This is a genomic window from Hespellia stercorisuis DSM 15480, assembly GCF_900142165.1.
Taxonomy (GTDB): domain Bacteria; phylum Bacillota; class Clostridia; order Lachnospirales; family Lachnospiraceae; genus Hespellia; species Hespellia stercorisuis.
In genome coordinates this window covers 1-18,115 of the sequence record NZ_FQZY01000028.1, presented here as the reverse complement: position 1 = coordinate 18,115, position 18,115 = coordinate 1, and the positions used below count along the sequence as shown (strand labels likewise).

Below are 18,115 nucleotides of genomic sequence, written 5' to 3'. Positions count from 1 at the left end.
CTGTGGAATGCAAATCATGGAGAAGCTGACAATGTATGACAAGCTGAGTATATTGACAGACGCAGCAAAGTATGATGTGGCATGTACTTCAAGCGGAACTGCGCGGAACGGGGATGGAACAGGGATTGGCAACTGCAGCCAGTCAGGAATCTGCCATAGCTTTTCTGCGGATGGGCGCTGCATTTCCCTTCTGAAGATTCTGTTTACCAACGAGTGCATTTATGACTGTAAGTACTGCGTGAACCGCTCTTCGAATGACGTAGTGAGAACGTCATTTACACCGGACGAGATCTGTGAACTGACGATGGAATTTTACCGCCGCAACTACATAGAGGGGCTGTTCCTGAGTTCTGGCATTGTAAAAAGTCCAAACTATACTATGAGCCTGATTTATGCGGCACTGTACAAGCTTCGTCACACCTGTAACTTTCAGGGATATATCCATGTCAAGGCAATCCCTGGCACAGAGGAGGGGCTGATACACAGAATCGGGTTTCTGGCGGACAGGATGAGCGTGAATATGGAACTGCCCACCGCGGAGAGTCTGCGTCTTCTGGCACCTCATAAGACGAGAAAGAATATTCTGACGCCCATGCGCCTGGTGCAGAACAGAGTGAACGAGAATAAGCAGGAGATTGCACTGGCGGGGAAGGCCGGGAACCTCGCCCGGTTCGTTCCCGCCGGACAGAGCACACAGATGATCATCGGGGCGACGCCGGAATCGGATTTTCAAATTATTAAGGTGGCGGAATCACTCTACCAGAAATTTGATCTGAAGAGAGTTTTTTATTCTGCCTTTATTCAGGTCAACGAGGACCGGAATCTCCCGGCGGTGACAGGGGAAGGGCCTCCGCTGCTGCGGGAGCACAGACTGTATCAGGCAGACTGGCTGCTGCGCTATTATAACTTCGCAGCGGATGAACTGCTGGATGAGAGCAATCCGAATTTTAATGTATTGCTGGATCCGAAGTGCAATTGGGCATTGAAGCATCTGGAGTATTTTCCGGTGGAGGTGAACCATGCAGATTATAATACACTGCTCAGAGTGCCGGGAATCGGGTATCGTTCCGCAAAGCGGATCGTACAGGCGAGGCGGATGGGGATCCTCCGGTTTGAAGATCTCAAAAAGATCGGAGTTGTACTGAAGCGCGCCCTGTACTTTATTACATGTGAGGGAAGGCTGATGTATCCGGTCAGACTGGAGGAGGACTACATTTTGAGGAATCTTCTGAATGTGAGGGACAGCGTGCCGGATTCCGTTGCTAATATGAAGTTTCAGCAGATCTCTTTGTTTGATGATGTGCGGTTTCGAGAAGAACAGTTTCAGGTACTGCCGGGAGAGAAGCGCACGGAGGCAGAGCGTATATTGGGGTAGGTGATGGTAGAATGATAAGAAAAGTTTACATTTGTAATGATAGTCTGACCGGAATTTTTTCCGCAATTTATGATGCGTGGAAGGAGGGGAAGAGTGGGCAGGAGGTTGGAATCGCCTTGCGGGGGCATCTGGAGAACCGTCTTTTCTGTGAATACACGGAGGTGAGCGAATCAGAAAAGAAATCGGTGGCGGTAGAACGGATGATAAAGAAGAATCTGGGGTATGATACTTACTGGGACATTTATCACGCACTCCTCGCGGATGACTGTGTGAAAGCGGATGCGGTACTCGGAGCAATGCTGGCCGCCAGAAACATCCCGGACAGCAGGAAAATCATGACGTACTTAAGTCATCCACAGGTGGAGAAGGTGTTTGAACTCAGCCGCAGCGTGGCGAATGAAGCACATCTGTTTACCGGATTTGTTCGTTTCTGCGAACTGGAGAATGGAATTTTATTTTCGGAAATCTCGCCGAAAGCACAAGTGCTGACCTGCATCGCGGATCACTTTACGAATCGTTTCCCGCAGGAGAATTGGATGATTGCGGATAAGACACATCACATGGTCCTTGTACACGAGGCAGGGAGGCACTGGATTCTTGCACAGAATCAGAAACTGGATGAGGAACAGGTCCGAAGAACATCAGAAAAAGAGGATACGTATGAGACGCTGTGGAAGAATTTTTGTACGACAATCTCCATCGAAAACCGGGAGAACCCGTCTCTTCAAAGAAGCCATATTCCAAGACATTTCCAACAAGATATGGTAGAATTTGACAAATGAGAACGATTTCACGCACATATTTTAGCAAAAATAACTATTGACGCAGAACAGATTATAGTGCAATAATACACTTAACCTGAAGCAGAGGATCCTAGTTCAGGTTAAGAAAAGGGCTGTTCTTGTTTAAGGTTTAGAAATACGGAAAAGAGTACAAATAAACCCATGAAAGGAAGTGTTGGCAATGGAACATCAGAAACAGATTAAGTTGAAACCGGAAGAGGTTCATGATTTTGTTCGGACTGCTGAACAATGCGATTTTGATATCGATGTATTTTATAACAGATTCATCGTTGATGCGAAATCCATTCTGGGCGTATTGAGTTTGGATTTGACGCAGAAACTGACAGTGGCATATGCGGAAGCAGATGCAGGATTTGAGAATGCAATCCAGAAATATTGTGTGGCATAGTGGATTGCGAACATCCGCTAGGACATCTGGCAGACAGCATGAGAGCTGTTCATCGTAATGAGCATAATGAATAGAATAATATATCTTGAAAAGAGAAGTGAAAGATCACTTCTCTTTTTGTCTTTTTTCATACCGTATTAAGTGGTATGATAGAAAATGACGGATACAAAGAAGTACGAGAGGAAAACAGAAACATGGATGAGAAACAGCTGATTAAAATCTCTGTCCGCAATCTGGTCGAATTTATTCTGCGGGAGGGCGACATCGACAATAGAATAGCCGGAGGGACAGACAAGGACGCAATGCAGCTGGGCAGCAAGATTCATAGGAAGATTCAGCGGCGGATGGGAGCAGATTACCATGCGGAGGTCGCGTTGAAGCTTCTGATTCCCTATGATGTGTTCGACATACAGGTTGAGGGACGGGCGGATGGAATCATCACCGGGGATACCGTGGATACAATTGACGAGATCAAGGGGGTGCTGAAGGAACTTGCACTGATCGAAAAACCGGTTCCGGTACATCTGGCGCAGGCAAAATGCTATGCATATATCTACGCAAAGCAAAACCAGAAGGCAGAGATGAAAGTTCAGATGACGTACTGCCAGATGGAGACGGAAGAAATCAGGCAGTTTGTCAGCCAATTTACGGTCGGAGAGTTGGAGGAGTGGTTTCTTGATGTGATTCACCGGTATGAAAAGTGGGCCAGATTTCAGGTGGAGTGGAAGGAAAAACGCAATGCCTCCATCCGCCAGGTAGAGTTTCCTTTTTCTTACAGAGAGGGGCAGAGGGAGCTGGTTACATCGGTCTACAAAACAATGCTGCGCAGGAAAAAACTTTTTATCCAGGCACCCACTGGGGTCGGGAAGACGATGGCAGCGGTTTTCCCTGCTGTGAAAGCTGTGGGGGAAGGACTGGGGGAGAAGATTTTTTACCTGACAGCAAAAACCATTACGAGAACGGTTGCAGAGCAGGCGTTTGAGACGCTGAAGGAACAGAATCTGCGTCTCAAGGTGATTACACTGACTGCAAAAGAAAAAATATGTTTCTGTGAGGAGACGGACTGCAGCCCGGAGTCCTGTCCCTATGCAAAGGGGCATTATGACCGGGTGAACGATGCAGTGTTTGACATGATTACATCCACGGATGATATGAGCAGAGTATCTCTGGAAAAACAGGCGGAAAAATATCAGGTCTGTCCGTTTGAGATGGCGTTGGATGTGTCACTGTGGGTGGATGCAGTGATCTGCGATTATAACTATGTATTTGATCCAAATGCCCATCTGCGCCGCTTCTTTTCCGAGGGAGGCAGGGGTGACTATTTGTTCCTGATCGATGAGGCACACAATCTGGTGGAGCGGGGACGGGAAATGTACAGTGCGTCACTGTATAAGGAAGATATCATGGAGGTGCGCCGTCTTGTAAAGAATGAAGATGCAAAACTTTCAAAGCGTCTGGAGGAATGCAACAAGCTGCTGCTCGCACTGAAACGGGAATGCGAGACGTATCAGGTGCAGGAGAGTGTTGGTCACTTGATTCTGAAGCTGATGAACGCCATGGGAGAGATGGAACGGTTTCTGGAAGAGCATCAGGGGGAAGAGGTGCGGCAGAAGGTGCTGGATCTCTATTTTGAGGTACGCATGTTTGTGACGATCCATGATTGTCTGGATGAGAATTATGTGATTTATACGGAGATGGAGAGAAACGGGCATTTCAAATTAAAGTTATTCTGTGTGAATCCGGCTGTGAATCTTCAGCAGTTTCTGGATCAGGGGAACAGTACAGTCTTTTTTTCCGCAACGCTGCTTCCAATCAATTACTATCGGCTGCTGCTGAGCACGGATCCTGATGATTATGCAATCTATGCACAATCGACCTTCTCCCAGGAGCAGAGGTTATTGCTTCTGGGAGTGGACGTGAGTACGAAGTACACCCTTCGGAGTCCGCAGATGTATGAAATGTATGCGCAGTATATTCTGGATGCCGTCCGTGCGAAAAAGGGAAATTATATGGCATTTTTCCCATCTTATCTGTTCATGGAAGAGGTCTGCAGCCGTGTCCTGGCACAGATACAGGGAAACCGGGAGATGGAATGCATCATCCAGTCCCAGTACATGAACGAGGAGGCGAGGGAACTATTTTTGGAGACCTTCGAGGAGGAACGGGACAACAGCCTTGTTGGGTTCTGTGTGATGGGAGGGATTTTTGCGGAAGGAATAGACCTCACGGAGGACAGGCTGATCGGTGCGTTTATTGTGGGAACCGGACTGCCGCAGGTCTGCAATGAGCGGGAGATCCTAAAGAACTATTTTGACGGGAAAGGAATGCGTGGATTTGATTATGCCTACCTGTATCCGGGCATGAATAAAGTACTGCAGTCGGCCGGAAGAGTCATCCGGACAGAGGAGGACCGCGGGGTCATTCTTCTTCTGGATGAGCGATTCCGGGGGAGGCAGTACCGCAGTGTGTTTCCGCGGGAATGGGAAACATGTGATATTTGTAATCTGGGTGGGGTGCAGAAAAAACTGGCGGATTTCTGGAATCAGGAAAAATAGCCCAGAAATTCTTTCATGGCACCGGAGATGGGGAGCCGTTCGTTGTATGCAATCACCAGCTCCCGGTGTGGCAGTTCTTCTTTTGTCTCAACAATGAACAAATCCCTGGATTTGTGTGGGAGACAGTAGTCGGGAACGAAGGCAATTCCAAGACCGATACTGGCCAGATCAATCAGCAGATCGTTGCTGCTCAGCTCGATTTCCGGAACCAGATCCAGCTGATGCTGCTGGAACAGGCTGTGGAGAAATTCGCTGGTGGTGCTGCGGTTGTCCAGCATGAGAATCGGAAATTCAGACAGCCGTTCCAGACTGATCTTCTGATTTTGGAGTTCCGCAAAGGTGTGGTTCGCGACAAAAACGTCGTGAAACGGCTTGATCTTCTGGATTGAGGATACATTGCTGAGTGCCGTGTTCGGTGAGTTGACGACAATCAGATCTACTTGTCCGTTCTCCAGCAGTTCCACGCACTTGATGGAGGTCTGGTTGGTAACTTTAATGTGTGTGGTTGGAAATGCTTTGTGAAATTTCTTCAGGTACGGGACGAGAAAGTAGCGGCAGATGGTATCGCTCGCGCCGATACGAATCTGTCCGCCGGTTGAGGAGGATTCCATCAGCTGGGTTTCCCCGCGGCGAATCAGATTCATGGCAGGTTCAATATGGCGGAACAAAATCTCCCCCTCGGGTGTCAGCTGGACTTTTTTTGTGCTCCGGATGAACAGGGTCTGATCTAATTTACGCTCCAGAGTCTTGATGGACTGGCTGACCGCAGACTGGGAGATGAATAATTGTTTGCTGGCCTCTGAAAAACTCAGTGTGACAGCGACATGGTAAAATACTTTATATAATTCGTAATTAACATCCATATATTAGGCCTCCTAATAAATAATAATTGTATTATAAGCGATTATAAGCGATTGGTCAAATAAATGATTGGATTTTTAGCATTGTGCTATTATAATATATCTGTAGAGGAAAAAAGAGAGAAAGGAAACCGGTGTGCCTGCTGACATTGAGGATGCCTGCGGTGAAGTGAATGCGAGAGAAGATACAGGGCATACTGGCGGTGATAGCATCGCTGATGTGTATTGTGGCACTGCTGATCACGAGCTTCGAGGCTGCAATTTATGGAAATTATGATTACTATGAGAAGGAATATAAAAAATACGACGTCATGTCGGAACTGAACATGGATATAGAGGACGTGATGGATGTGACGCATGTGATGATGGCGTATCTTCGCGGAGACCGGAAAGATATGGTTGTCTATACCGAGATTGACGGGGAGAAGGGTGTAGAGTTTTTTAATACGCAGGATAAGATGCATTTTTATGATGTGAAAAATCTGTTCCTCGGTGGTTTAAAACTGCGCAGGAGCTGTCTGCTTATCCTGGCTTTTCTGCTGGTGATATTACTGCTGTCAAAAACAGACTGGAAGTTTGTCTTTCCGCGGGCGTTTCTGGCAGGTCTTGGACTGGCACTGGCGGCGACCATCGTTCTGGGGGTTATCTTTGCAATTGATTTTACGGCTGCATTTACAAAGTTTCACGAGATGTTCTTCACGAATGATCTGTGGGTGTTTGACCCCGCGACGGACTACATGATCCGTATGCTGCCGGAGGGGTTTTTCTCGGATATGGTGATTCGCATCGGGAGCATTTTTATTGGAAGTATACTGCTGTTGACCGGCGGAAGTGTTTATATGGTTCGAAAGACAAGGAGGTGTGAGGAATAAGGGGCTGCCGTGAGCATTGCAGCGAAAGCAACGACTGATAAGAAAGACTTATAAAATGATTTAGAGATATTAATTATGCTAATGAAAAGAAATGTGATATGATGATAGCAAAGTAACATAACCAGCAAATCACTAAGAAGCTCTGTCGTTCCAAACGGCAGATGACATGAACGGAGGATATTATGAGCAGTGTAAGACGGGTATATGTCGAGAAAAAACCAGAATTTGCCGTACAGGCAAAGGAATTAAAGCATGAATTAAAGAGCTATCTTGGCATCGGGACGATCACAGGAGTACGGGAACTGATTCGTTATGATGTGGAGAATATCAGCGAGGAGTCATTTGGCAAAGCGTGCAACGGAATCTTTGCTGAGCCTCCGGTCGATGTGCTCTATCACGATACATTTCCGTCAAATGACGGGGACAGAATCTTTTCGGTGGAATACCTGCCGGGACAGTTTGACCAGAGAGCAGACTCAGCAGTGCAGTGTGTGCAGTTTATCAAAGAGGATGAGCAGCCGGTCATCAGAACAGCAACCACCTATGTGATTGAGGGTGCGGTAACAGAGGACGAGTATGAAGCTATCAAAAACCACTGCATCAACCCGGTAGATTCCCGCGAGACAGGCATGGAGAAGCCGGAGACACTGGTGACTGTATTTGAGGAGCCTGCGGATGTGATCATCTTTGACGGCTTTGCGGATATGGCGGAGGACAAGCTGAAGGAATTGTACGGTTCTCTGGGACTTGCCATGACATTCAAGGATTTTCTGCATATTCAGAAATATTATAAGGGCGAGGAGCACAGAGATCCGTCCATGACAGAGATTCGTGTGTTGGATACCTACTGGTCAGATCACTGCCGTCATACTACATTCTCCACAGAGCTGAAGGATGTGACATTCGGTGAGGGCGACTACAGAGAGCCGATCGAAAACACATATAAGCAGTACCTGAAGGATCACAGCGAGATTTTTGCGGGCAGAGAGGACAAGTTTGTCTGCCTCATGGATCTGGCGCTGATGGCTATGAGAAAACTGAAAAAAGAAGGAAAACTCGCTGACCAGGAAGAGTCGGACGAGATCAATGCCTGCAGTATCGTTGTTCCAGTTGAAGTGGACGGCGTGGAGGAAGAGTGGCTTGTGAACTTCAAGAACGAGACCCACAACCATCCGACGGAGATTGAGCCATTCGGTGGTGCTGCTACCTGTCTTGGCGGTGCGATTCGTGACCCGTTGTCTGGACGTACTTATGTATATCAGGCGATGCGCGTGACCGGAGCGGCGGACCCGACCGTGTCCGTAAAAGATACCCTGAAAGGAAAACTTCCGCAGAAGAAACTGGTCCGCAGTGCAGCCCACGGCTACAGCTCTTACGGAAACCAGATCGGTCTGGCAACAGGTGCGGTCAAAGAAATCTATCATCCGAACTATGTGGCAAAACGTATGGAGATTGGTGCGGTTCTCGGCGCAGCTCCGAGAAGAGCAGTAAAGAGAGAGCATGCAGAGCCGGGCGATATCATCATCTTACTGGGTGGGCGTACCGGGCGTGACGGCTGTGGCGGAGCGACAGGTTCTTCCAAGGTTCACACAGAGGAATCCATCGAGACCTGCGGCGCGGAGGTTCAGAAGGGAAACGCGCCTACAGAGCGTAAACTGCAGCGTTTATTCCGAAGAGAAGAAGTCAGCGGATTGATCAAGGTCTGCAATGATTTCGGTGCCGGCGGCGTGTCCGTGGCAATCGGAGAGCTTGCACCGGGACTTCGTGTAGATTTAGATAAAGTGCCGAAGAAATACGCTGGCTTGGACGGAACAGAGATCGCAATCTCTGAGTCCCAGGAGCGTATGGCTGTTGTGGTAGACAAAAAAGACGTGGAGGAATTTTTAGGCTTTTCCAAAGAAGAGAATCTGGAAGCTGTGGAGGTTGCTGTTGTGACTGAGGAGCCGAGGCTGGTACTGTCCTGGAGAGGAAAAGAAATCGTAAATATCTCCAGAGCATTTCTGGATACCAACGGTGCACATCAGGAGACCACCGTTGCCGTTGATATTCCAAACAAGGCGGACAGCATTCTCGTGAGGGAAGAAGTCGGGGATGTGAAAACGAAATGGTTAGAGACTCTGAAGGATCTGAACGAGTGTTCCCAGAAAGGTCTGGTAGAGATGTTCGATGGCTCCATCGGCGCGGGCTCGGTGTTCATGCCTCATGGTGGGAAGTATCAGATGACAGAGACCCAGGCAATGGTTGCCAAGCTTCCGGTACTGACCGGCAAATGCGACACCGTTTCCATGATGAGCTTTGGATTTGATCCGTATCTGTCAAGCTGGAGCCCATATCACGGTGCCGTGTATGCGGTATTGGAATCTGTGGCGAAGATTGTCGCAGCAGGCGGAGACTACAGCAAGATCCGTTTTACCTATCAAGAATATTTCCGCAGAATGACGGAGGATCCGTCCAGATGGAGCCAGCCGTTTGCAGCACTTTTAGGTGCCTATGACGCACAGCTCGGATTCGGCCTGCCGTCCATCGGCGGAAAGGACAGTATGTCCGGAACCTTCAACGAGATCGATGTGCCGCCGACACTGGTTTCCTTTGCGGTGGACATCGCAAAAGAAAAAGACATCATCACACCGGAGTTCAAGACGGCGGGAAGTAAGCTGGTATGGCTGCGCGTGGAGAAGGATCAGTATGATCTTCCGGTATATACACAGGTGATGGAGCAGTACGGTAAATGCAGAGAAGATATCCAGAACGGCAACATCGTATCTGCTTACGTGCTCGACAGAAACGGTATTATTCCGGCAGTCAGCAAGATGGCATTCGGTAACGGAATGGGTGTAAAATTAGAGGCAAATGTGGACGAGAGAGATCTGTTTGCACCGGCATTTGGTGATATTATCGCGGAAGTTCCTGATGGAAAAGTGGGAAGTCTTGCCATTACATATACAGTAATCGGTGAAGTGACAGACGATGCAATATTCTCCTACAAGGATACTGCAATCAGTCTGGCGGAGGCAAAGGAAGCATGGACCTCTACGCTGGAGAAGGTATTTGCGACGGTTTCTGGCGAGGAAGAAAAAACAGCCATCGAGACCAGACTTTACGATACAAAAGACGTCCATATCTGCAGTCACAAGATTGCACAGCCGACGGTATTTATTCCGGTATTCCCGGGAACAAACTGTGAGTATGACAGTGCGAGGGCGTTCCAGAGAGCTGGCGCGAAGGTAATCACAAAGGTATTTAAGAACATGGATGCAGCGGATATCCGCGACTCCGTGGCAGAGTTTGAGCAGTCCATCGGACAGTCTCAGATGATCATGTTCCCAGGTGGATTCTCAGCAGGCGATGAGCCGGACGGATCTGCAAAGTTTTTTGCAACGGCATTCAAAAGGTGTCAGCATAGCAGATGTTATGACTGCAGGCGGCAATGGAATTGACAGAGAGATTACAGACGGAATAATCGAGGGCAAGAATTATCCGAATCACACAGCCATTGAGTTTTATGAACATTACAAAGAAGACATCCGGTTGTTTGCAGAGATGGGATTTAAGTGCTTCCGCACATCTATTGCATGGACAAGGATTTTTCCAAACGGTGAAGAAACAGAACCCAATGAAGAGGGTCTGAAGTTTTATGATGACATGTTTGATACCTGTCATTCATACGGGATTGAACCAGTGATTACGTTATCACATTTCGAGATGCCGTTCCATCTGGTCAAAGAATATGGGGGGTTCCGCAATCGAAAATGCGTTGAGCTTTTCGTGCGGTTTGCAAAAGTATGCTTTGAGCGTTACAAAGATAAAGTGACTTACTGGATGACCTTCAATGAGATTAACAATCAGGCAAATTACATGAATGACTGGGCACCTTTTACAAACTCAGGTATCATGTACAAAGAAGGAGAAGACCGGGAAGAGATTATGTACCAGGCAGCACACTATGAACTGGTTGCATCAGCGCAGGCTTATCAGATCGGCAAAGAAATCAATCCGAACTTCCAGATTGGCTGTATGATTGCCATGACACCGATCTACCCATATTCTTGTAAGCCGGAGGACATGATGATGTCCGTGTCAGCAATGCAAAAGCGTTTCTGGTTTGCTGATGTCCACGTAAGAGGACATTACCCGAATTATATGAGGAAATATTTCGAAAGGAAAAATTTCCACCTAGACATTACCCCGCAGGATGAAATAGACTTATCTAAAGGATGTGTGGACTATATTGGCTTCAGCTACTATATGTCGTTTGCTGTGAAACACGAGGCAGACAACAAAGAGTACGATTACCATGAGGAAAGCGCATTTACGGACAACCCTTATATCACCAAGAGTGACTGGGGATGGCCGGTGGATCCGGTGGGACTCCGGTATTCGCTGAACTGGCTTTATGACAGATATGAGCTGCCACTGTTCATTGTGGAGAATGGACTGGGTGCATATGATAAGATCGGAGCGGATAACATGATACATGATGATTACCGTATCGACTATCTGAAGGCACACATTGAATCTATGAAGGAATGCGTAGAGCAGGACGGCGTGGATGTAATGGGCTATACCCCATGGGGCTGTATCGATCTTGTATCTGCTGGAAGCGGAGAGATGGAAAAACGCTACGGATTCATCTATGTAGACAAGGACAATCAGGGGAACGGAACCTTGGCGAGAAGCAGAAAAGAAAGTTTCAGCTGGTTCCAGAACGTGATCCGAACCAATGGAGAAGAGTTATAGGAGGGAAAGAAAATGTTAAAAATCAGATTATTTTGTAACCAGGGAATGTCAACAAGCCTTCTGGTCAAAGCGATGATCAAAGCTGCAGAGGAAGAAGGAACAGAAGTGGATATCATGGCATATCCGGCAAATGAGATGGACGCGCGTATCGAGGGGATTGACTGCGCACTTCTCGGACCACAGGTAGGTTACCTGAAGTCAAAAGCGACAAAAACCTGTGAAGCAAAAAATGTACCGGTTGATGTAATTCCGATGCAGGACTATGGAATGTGCAATGGCAAAGGCGTACTTGCATTTGCAAAAAAATTAGCTGGTAAATAAAGACAGGAAAGAGAAGAGAGGAAAAAGGGAACTATGAAAGAATTTTTAAATGACAAAGTAGTGCCAAAAGTAATGGCATTTATCAACACGAAAGCAATGCAGGCATTGAAAGACGGTTTACTGTATTCTATGCCGATGATGATTATCGGATCTGTATTTTTGCTGATTGCAAACTTCCCATATACACCGTTTGCAAACTGGCTTGCAGAAGTTGGGGTAACACCAGTATTGAATCAGGCATATGGCTCAACATTTAACATGATGGCACTGATCGCTTCTATCGGTATCGCGTATACATACGTAAGAAATGAAGGATACCAGGGAATGCCGGCCGGAGTAATTTCTCTGTGTACATATCTAATTATGCAGCCTTCAGAGGTTGTTGCTGAATCAGGAGATACAGTTGGAGTTATCTTCAAGGACTGGACAGCTGGAAAAGGAATGATCGCAGCACTGCTTCTTGGTCTGATTGTTGGATGGATATATTCTATCTTCATGAAAAAGAACATTGTTATCAGAATGCCTGCAGGCGTACCGGAAGGTGTATCCAATGCATTCGTAGCATTGATTCCAGGTGCAGTTATTATCATCGCAGCAACGATTCTGTACGCAGTTGTAAACCTTGTAGGTGACACAACTCCAATCGAATTGATCTACAGAGTAATTCAGACACCACTTCAGGGTATGACAGATTCACTTGGCGGAGTAGTTCTTATGGGACTTATGGTGCCATTCCTCTGGTTCTTTGGTATTCATGGTTCTTCTATTGTTGGTGGTATCATGGGATCTATGCTTACAGCAAACTCTGCAGCAAACCAGGAAATCCTTGATGCAGGAAAAGAACTGACACTCGCTAACGGCGGACACATTGTTACACAGCAGTTCTTTGATCAGTTCATGACAGTAACAGGAGCAGGTATCACAATCGGTCTTGTATTCTTCCTGGCTTTCTTCGCAAAGTCACAGCAGTGCAAACAGATCGGTAAACTTGGAATCGCACCAGCATTCTTCAATATTAACGAGCCAGTACTGTTTGGTATTCCAGTTGTATTGAACCCGATTATGGCAGTACCGTTCTTCCTGATGCCTGTAATCTCAGGACTGATTGAGTACTTTGCAATCTACATCGGACTCTGCCCAATGTACGGCGGTGTTATGGTTCCTTGGACATGCCCACCGATCATCTCAGGATTCCTGATTGGCGGATGGAGAACAGCATTGTTACAGACGGCTATTTTAGTACTGACATTCTTTGTATACCTGCCGTTTATCCGCGTCATTGACAAACAGTATGTAAAAGATGAAAAGGCAGCAGCAGTTGCAGCAGAAGCAAAATAATAACGTCGGTTTCAGGCGTAAAGCAAAATAAATAGAATTGAGGAATGTAATATGGACGAGATGGAATTAATTTGTTTTCAACTTATTACCAGTGCAGGAACTGCAAAATCATATTTCATCGAAGCAATCCAGAAAGCAAAAGAAGGATTGTTTGATGAGGCACAGGATCTGATCGATCAGGGTGACGAGATGTTAAAGACAGGTCACGGACCTCACACTGATATGGTGCAGAAAGAAGCAGCTGGAGAGAGCGTACCGTTGTCATTGATTCTGATGCATGCAGAAGATCAGATGATGAGCACAGAAGTGTTCAAGATTCTGGCAGAGGAATTTATTGAATTATACAAAAAGCTTTCAACAGAGAAATAAGTAAATAAGAAGTCAGATGGTTACTGTTCACACGCAAGCTTGACACCTGCTGTCAAGCTATGCGCCAATCAAGTAAATATAACCATGAGCCGGTCCCATCATCAAAGATGATTTTAAAATGGATTGGCGACGTTACTGGAACAGATTTATCTGTGAACAGTAACGTCAGGAGAAGATGCTCACTGCTACGATTCATGTGGTGGTGGACATCTTTTCTTTTTAAAGATATTATATGAAGAGGAGACTATACGAAACGTAGTTTCGTATTTGGAATGTCTCCGATGACCTGTCGCGGAGCGCATGCGAGAGGGCATTACATGTTGAATTAGGAGGAGACCATATGAAACAGTATTTTGCGGTAGATATCGGTGGAACAGCGGTAAAATGGGCAGTGATTACAGAAGACAATCAAATCCAGAAAAAAGGAGAGTTTGCAACGCCATATGACGGTGCTGAGGCGCTGGTAGAAGCGGTTGCCAGAACGCTGGAGGCGCAGGAAGAAACATTCACTGGAATCGGCGTGAGTGTGCCGGGGACAGTTCCGAATGATCCGGATGGAATCATCTATGGCGGCGGAGTCCTTACATTTCTGGATAAGGTGCCGTTTGGGAAGATGCTGGGCGAGCGCTGCAATCTTCCATGTGCTGTCGAGAATGATGGAAAGAGCTGTGCACTGGGAGAATACAGTGCAGGGGCATTGCAGGGGAGCCATACTGGAATTGTGCTGGTTCTCGGAACCGGCATCGGCGGCGGAATCGTGATTGATGGAAAGATATTTAAAGGTGCTCACAGCTTCGCTGGAGAGTTCAGCTTTATCTGTGCAGATCCGGAAGTGGGATTGATGGAAGGAAACGAGTTTGGTAAGTCCTGTGGATGGAAGACTGGCTTACAGACGCTGATTCTGAAAGAAAAACAGCTTTCACTGGATACAGAGGCGGACGGAAAGCAGCTGTTTGAATGGATCAACAGTGGGGATGAAGCCGCAATGAGAGGACTTCGGTCATTCTGCAGAAGACTTGCACTCCAGATCAATAACCTGCAGGTGATTCTTGACCCGGAGGTAGTGGCGATTGGCGGCGGAATCAGTACGCAGCCGGTCTTATTCCGGGTTTTAAAGGAGGAAATGGACCTCATGTATGAGAAGACCCCATGGAAGCATATTCCGGTTCCAAAGGTCGTAAAATGTGAGCATGGAAATGATGCAAATCTCCTGGGTGCTGTTTACCAATGTATGAAAAAAATGCAGGAAAAATAAAAAATAAAAAAATGCAAAAAAGTTGTTGACATTTGGCGAGTTTTAATAGTATAATAGCAAAGCGGGTTCGAGATACGGACCCACTACCCAAGGGATCTTAGCTCAGCTGGGAGAGCACCTGCCTTACAAGCAGGGGGTCACAGGTTCGAGCCCTGTAGGTCCCATTTACACAGAATATTCTGCGATTTAGCAGATATGGATGTGTAAAAAAGATTCGTGGCTGGATAGCTCAGTTGGCTAGAGCACACGGTTCATACCCGTGGTGTCGCTGGTTCAAATCCAGTTCCAGCTACTTACGAAAAGGAAGTCTGTTTAACAGGCTTCTTTTTTTATATGTGCGCCCAGCAAAGCTGGACCACACTTACCGGTGCAAATCCGGTCACGGTAATTGCCAGTGAGCCGTGTAGCCAAACTCGGTGCGTTGTAGTAATGCAGGGTGCTAAGCGAGTGTATGCTTACGGACAATCAAGAATCAAAACACGTCTTACAAAAGATGGGCGGGTATCGTGCTCTTTCGGTAGTAATGGAGCTGCTTTTGTGTTAGAATCATAGTATCTGTTTAATGAGGAACTGCAGGCGGCAAAGCGGATGCAGGTGAGCGTTTTGCCAATTACGAATCGGAAAACAATACAGACAGGAGGAAATGAAATATGAGTTCAAAGTCAAAAAATATGCTTCGGGTTGTGGTGGGGATATATCTGATATATCTGGGTGCTTCAATGATAAAAGATGTCTTCGCGCAGAGACCGGATTACGCGTCACTTCTGATACTTGCGGGGGCGGTCTTTGTTCTGGTCGGAGCATTTTTTGCATATAAGTCGTTTCGCGCTTATCTGGCAGACCAGAAGGCAGAACGGGAAGAGGATGCAAGAATAGCCATGGAGGCGGAGCGGGCTGCAAAAGAGGAAGAGCAAGTAAAGAATTCACAAAGTGATTTGATAAATCCGGAAGAAAGTTCGAAAAATCCTGAAGAAGACCAGGCAGAGACAGCGGAGAAGGGAACCATTGTGGTAGACGGAATTGCGGAGGCTGGAAAAAAATCTGAGTGTGAGCATGCGGATGGAGAGTCAGAGGCTGCCGCTTCAAAAAAAGAATAAAAAACGGATCGAATCAGACATAATAAAGGAAAAAGGAAGGCAGGAAAGAAAGATGCGGGTAGGAATGGGATATGATGTTCATAAGCTGGTGGAGGACCGGGAATTGATTCTGGGCGGGGTTACGATCCCTTATGAGAAAGGACTGCTTGGTCATTCGGATGCAGATGTTCTGCTCCATGCAATCATGGATGCACTGCTCGGTGCGGCGGCACTGGGAGATATCGGAAAGCATTTTCCAGATACAGATCCGAAATATAAGGGAGCATCCAGTATTGCGCTGCTCGAACAGGTCGGTGCGCTTCTGGACGAGCACATGTTTGTGATAGAGAATATTGATGCGACGATCATTGCACAGCACCCGAAGATGGCACCTCATATTATGACTATGCGCCAGAACATTGCGGATACACTTCAGATCGAACTGGATCAGGTGAATGTCAAGGCGACGACGGAGGAGGGGCTTGGGTTTACCGGAAACGGGGAAGGGATTTCCTCGCAGGCAATCTGTGCATTGGAAAAAATAACGAATTACAGCAGCTTTGATGTGGCACCGGAAACACGTGACTGTGCCTCCTGCGGCGGATGCTGCAGAAATGGCAGAGAATAAATAATGGGGCGGATTGCTGCTGAATGGAAAGAAGAAAGAATATGGAGCTTCGGAAGTTAGAGAGAGAAGAACATGGCCTGACAAGGCAGCTGTGGGAAGATGTATTTGTGGAGGACACGAAAGAATTTCTGGATTATTACTATACGGTGAAAACTGCAGATAATGAAATTTATGTGGTGGAGGATCAGAACAAAATCCGGGCGATGATTCATCTGAATCCCTATAAATTATGGGTGGAGGATAAAAAAATAAAGTCGGACTATATCATTGCGGTTGCAACGGAGGAGGCCTATCGGAGAAAGGGCCTGATGGGGCAGCTGCTCAGAAGGACGATGCGGGATATGTATGACAGAAAAGAAGCGTTCACGTTTCTGATGCCGGCAGCGGAGGCAATTTATACGCCTTATGATTTTCGCTTTGTATTTGATCAGAAACAGATTTCTATCTGCGGGGAAGATGGAGAAAAAAAGAAACTGTCTCTGAGAGAGGCAGAGTGTGAGGACGCGAAAAAACTATCCGGGTTTGCAAAAAAGCTCTTGAAGGAACGCTATCAGGTTTACGCGGTCCGAAATAAAAAGTATTATGAGACCATGATCCGCGAGCAGCGCAGCGAGTGCGGCGGTGTGAAGATGGTGATGTCCAAAAAGGAGCTGGTCGGTTTTTTTGCCTATGCCAGGGAGGAAAACTACGAGATCAGAGAGCCGCTCTTCCTGCCGGAATACGAAGACTGCCTGACGCAGACGGTTCAGGAGCTGACAGGGGACGCATCCTGCAGGACAACGGTATATGGTGCGGATCACTGCGGGGGTGAGGCCGAGGGGCATCCGATGATCATGGTGCGCATTCTGCATTTGAAGACTCTGCTGGAAACATTGCGGCTGAAAGAGGATGTAGAGCTGCATTGTTCATTTGCAGTCATTGATACGTTTCTGGAAGAGAATACCAGAATCTGGAGTCTTTGCCATGAAAAGGGCGAGGAGCAGATTATGCTGGGCGAAACGGAGGATTCAGACGGTGTATTCACCATCGCAGCGTTTACGAGTTTTCTGTTTGGATATAAAACACTGGATGAGGTGGAACGTGAGGAAGGGGTAATCCTGACAGACCATCTGCGCGGTGAATTGGGAAAAATAAGACTTCTGAAGGATGTGTTCCTGAATGAAGTGGTCTAAGGAAAATATGGCTGGAAAATATACGGAGTATAAAATCCGCCAGCGTTGAGGAATAAAAACTTTTCGCAATAAAATAACCAGAATCTAAGCAGGAGTACCTCTTGTGCGGTAAAATATAAGTAACAAATTTTTCGCACAGGAGGTTTTTACGAATGACAAAGAAAGAAAAACGTGAACGAAAGAAACAGGACCGTGGAATAGTTGATTTTATGATGGTTGCAAATCATTTCTTTCATTATTTACAACAATGGATCTCGGAAATGAATGATCCAAGAGATTCAAGTTACATCACGTATTCGCAGACTGATCTTGGGTATATGGCGATTCTCAAAAATATCTGCGGACAGCATACAATGAGAGAAATGG

At 46.8% G+C, this 18,115-nt stretch carries 15 protein-coding genes, 2 tRNA genes and 1 pseudogene; 17 read left to right on the top strand and 1 reads right to left on the bottom strand.

What is annotated here, in order from left to right:
• Positions 1-7: 7 nt before the first annotated feature.
• The 4 genes from BUB85_RS10525 to BUB85_RS10510 all read left to right on the top strand — a co-directional run bounded on the left by BUB85_RS10525 (position 8) and on the right by BUB85_RS10510 (position 5,121).
• Positions 8-1,375: a putative DNA modification/repair radical SAM protein gene (locus BUB85_RS10525; protein WP_073109798.1), complete on the top strand. Its 1,368-nt coding sequence runs from the start codon at positions 8-10 to the stop codon at positions 1,373-1,375.
• A gap of 14 nt (positions 1,376-1,389) precedes the next feature.
• Entirely contained in the window at positions 1,390-2,157 is a 768-nt protein-coding gene (locus BUB85_RS10520) for a TIGR03915 family putative DNA repair protein (RefSeq protein ID WP_073109942.1), read from the top strand.
• Between the two features lie 181 nt (positions 2,158-2,338).
• Entirely contained in the window at positions 2,339-2,566 is a 228-nt protein-coding gene (locus BUB85_RS10515) for an HPr family phosphocarrier protein (RefSeq protein ID WP_073109795.1), read from the top strand.
• A gap of 194 nt (positions 2,567-2,760) precedes the next feature.
• On the top strand, positions 2,761-5,121 hold the full coding sequence (locus tag BUB85_RS10510; RefSeq protein WP_073109938.1) for an ATP-dependent DNA helicase: 2,361 nt from the start codon (positions 2,761-2,763) through the stop codon (positions 5,119-5,121).
• On the opposite strand, the gene BUB85_RS10505 is transcribed toward BUB85_RS10510, so the two are convergent.
• Positions 5,109-5,984, bottom strand: coding sequence for a LysR family transcriptional regulator (locus BUB85_RS10505; protein ID WP_073109791.1), 876 nt, complete (start codon positions 5,982-5,984; stop codon positions 5,109-5,111). The two genes, BUB85_RS10510 and BUB85_RS10505, sit on opposite strands and share 13 nt — an antisense overlap.
• 170 nt (positions 5,985-6,154) lie before the next feature.
• Between BUB85_RS10505 and BUB85_RS10500 the strand changes: the two genes are divergently transcribed.
• The 13 genes and pseudogenes from BUB85_RS10500 to BUB85_RS10445 form a co-directional block, all read left to right on the top strand.
• The gene (locus BUB85_RS10500; protein WP_073109788.1) at positions 6,155-6,853 is read left to right on the top strand and encodes a TIGR01906 family membrane protein; all 699 of its coding nucleotides are present in this window, start codon (positions 6,155-6,157) and stop codon (positions 6,851-6,853) included.
• Between the two features lie 182 nt (positions 6,854-7,035).
• Positions 7,036-10,251: pseudogene (locus BUB85_RS10495) on the top strand (phosphoribosylformylglycinamidine synthase); the annotation flags it as partial.
• Entirely contained in the window at positions 10,199-11,590 is a 1,392-nt protein-coding gene (locus tag BUB85_RS10490; protein ID WP_084534007.1) for a 6-phospho-beta-glucosidase, read from the top strand. The pseudogene BUB85_RS10495 and the gene BUB85_RS10490, both read left to right, overlap by 53 nt.
• 12 nt (positions 11,591-11,602) lie before the next feature.
• On the top strand, positions 11,603-11,911 hold the full coding sequence (locus BUB85_RS21725; RefSeq protein WP_084534006.1) for a PTS sugar transporter subunit IIB: 309 nt from the start codon (positions 11,603-11,605) through the stop codon (positions 11,909-11,911).
• A 33-nt stretch (positions 11,912-11,944) separates the two neighbouring features.
• Positions 11,945-13,249: a PTS sugar transporter subunit IIC gene (locus tag BUB85_RS10485; RefSeq protein ID WP_073109785.1), complete on the top strand. Its 1,305-nt coding sequence runs from the start codon at positions 11,945-11,947 to the stop codon at positions 13,247-13,249.
• 51 nt (positions 13,250-13,300) lie between these two features.
• Entirely contained in the window at positions 13,301-13,618 is a 318-nt protein-coding gene (locus BUB85_RS10480) for a PTS lactose/cellobiose transporter subunit IIA (RefSeq protein ID WP_073109782.1), read from the top strand.
• 340 nt (positions 13,619-13,958) lie between these two features.
• Entirely contained in the window at positions 13,959-14,873 is a 915-nt protein-coding gene (locus tag BUB85_RS10475) for an ROK family protein (RefSeq protein ID WP_073109778.1), read from the top strand.
• A 91-nt stretch (positions 14,874-14,964) separates the two neighbouring features.
• Positions 14,965-15,037: transfer RNA gene (locus BUB85_RS10470), tRNA-Val, on the top strand.
• Between the two features lie 54 nt (positions 15,038-15,091).
• Positions 15,092-15,165: transfer RNA gene (locus BUB85_RS10465), tRNA-Met, on the top strand.
• Positions 15,166-15,523: 358 nt separating this feature from the next.
• A complete protein-coding gene (locus tag BUB85_RS10460) occupies positions 15,524-15,970 on the top strand; it encodes a YgaP family membrane protein (RefSeq protein WP_073109775.1) in 447 nt (148 codons plus the stop codon).
• A 52-nt stretch (positions 15,971-16,022) separates the two neighbouring features.
• Complete coding sequence (gene ispF, locus BUB85_RS10455; RefSeq protein ID WP_073109934.1) at positions 16,023-16,577, top strand: 2-C-methyl-D-erythritol 2,4-cyclodiphosphate synthase; 555 nt, start codon at positions 16,023-16,025, stop codon at positions 16,575-16,577.
• 23 nt (positions 16,578-16,600) lie between these two features.
• Positions 16,601-17,749, top strand: a complete 1,149-nt coding sequence (locus tag BUB85_RS10450; protein ID WP_084534005.1) for a GNAT family N-acetyltransferase — start codon at positions 16,601-16,603, stop codon at positions 17,747-17,749.
• Positions 17,750-17,901: 152 nt separating this feature from the next.
• Positions 17,902-18,115 (top strand): transposase family protein (locus BUB85_RS10445; protein WP_143160673.1); only part of this gene is annotated, 214 nt, incomplete at its 3' end.

Bases quoted from the DNA above. Each gene is read 5' to 3' on its own strand.
- BUB85_RS10525 (WP_073109798.1), top strand. From the start codon at position 8: ATGCAAATCATGGAGAAGCTGACAATGTATGACAAGCTGAGTATATTG.
- BUB85_RS10515 (WP_073109795.1), top strand. From the start codon at position 2,339: ATGGAACATCAGAAACAGATTAAGTTGAAACCGGAAGAGGTTCATGAT.
- BUB85_RS10510 (WP_073109938.1), top strand. From the start codon at position 2,761: ATGGATGAGAAACAGCTGATTAAAATCTCTGTCCGCAATCTGGTCGAA.
- BUB85_RS10505 (WP_073109791.1), bottom strand. From the start codon at position 5,984: ATGGATGTTAATTACGAATTATATAAAGTATTTTACCATGTCGCTGTC.
- BUB85_RS10500 (WP_073109788.1), top strand. From the start codon at position 6,155: ATGCGAGAGAAGATACAGGGCATACTGGCGGTGATAGCATCGCTGATG.
- BUB85_RS10490 (WP_084534007.1), top strand. From the start codon at position 10,199: ATGAGCCGGACGGATCTGCAAAGTTTTTTGCAACGGCATTCAAAAGGT.
- BUB85_RS21725 (WP_084534006.1), top strand. From the start codon at position 11,603: ATGTTAAAAATCAGATTATTTTGTAACCAGGGAATGTCAACAAGCCTT.
- BUB85_RS10485 (WP_073109785.1), top strand. From the start codon at position 11,945: ATGAAAGAATTTTTAAATGACAAAGTAGTGCCAAAAGTAATGGCATTT.
- BUB85_RS10480 (WP_073109782.1), top strand. From the start codon at position 13,301: ATGGACGAGATGGAATTAATTTGTTTTCAACTTATTACCAGTGCAGGA.
- BUB85_RS10475 (WP_073109778.1), top strand. From the start codon at position 13,959: ATGAAACAGTATTTTGCGGTAGATATCGGTGGAACAGCGGTAAAATGG.
- BUB85_RS10460 (WP_073109775.1), top strand. From the start codon at position 15,524: ATGAGTTCAAAGTCAAAAAATATGCTTCGGGTTGTGGTGGGGATATAT.
- ispF (WP_073109934.1), top strand. From the start codon at position 16,023: ATGCGGGTAGGAATGGGATATGATGTTCATAAGCTGGTGGAGGACCGG.
- BUB85_RS10450 (WP_084534005.1), top strand. From the start codon at position 16,601: ATGGAAAGAAGAAAGAATATGGAGCTTCGGAAGTTAGAGAGAGAAGAA.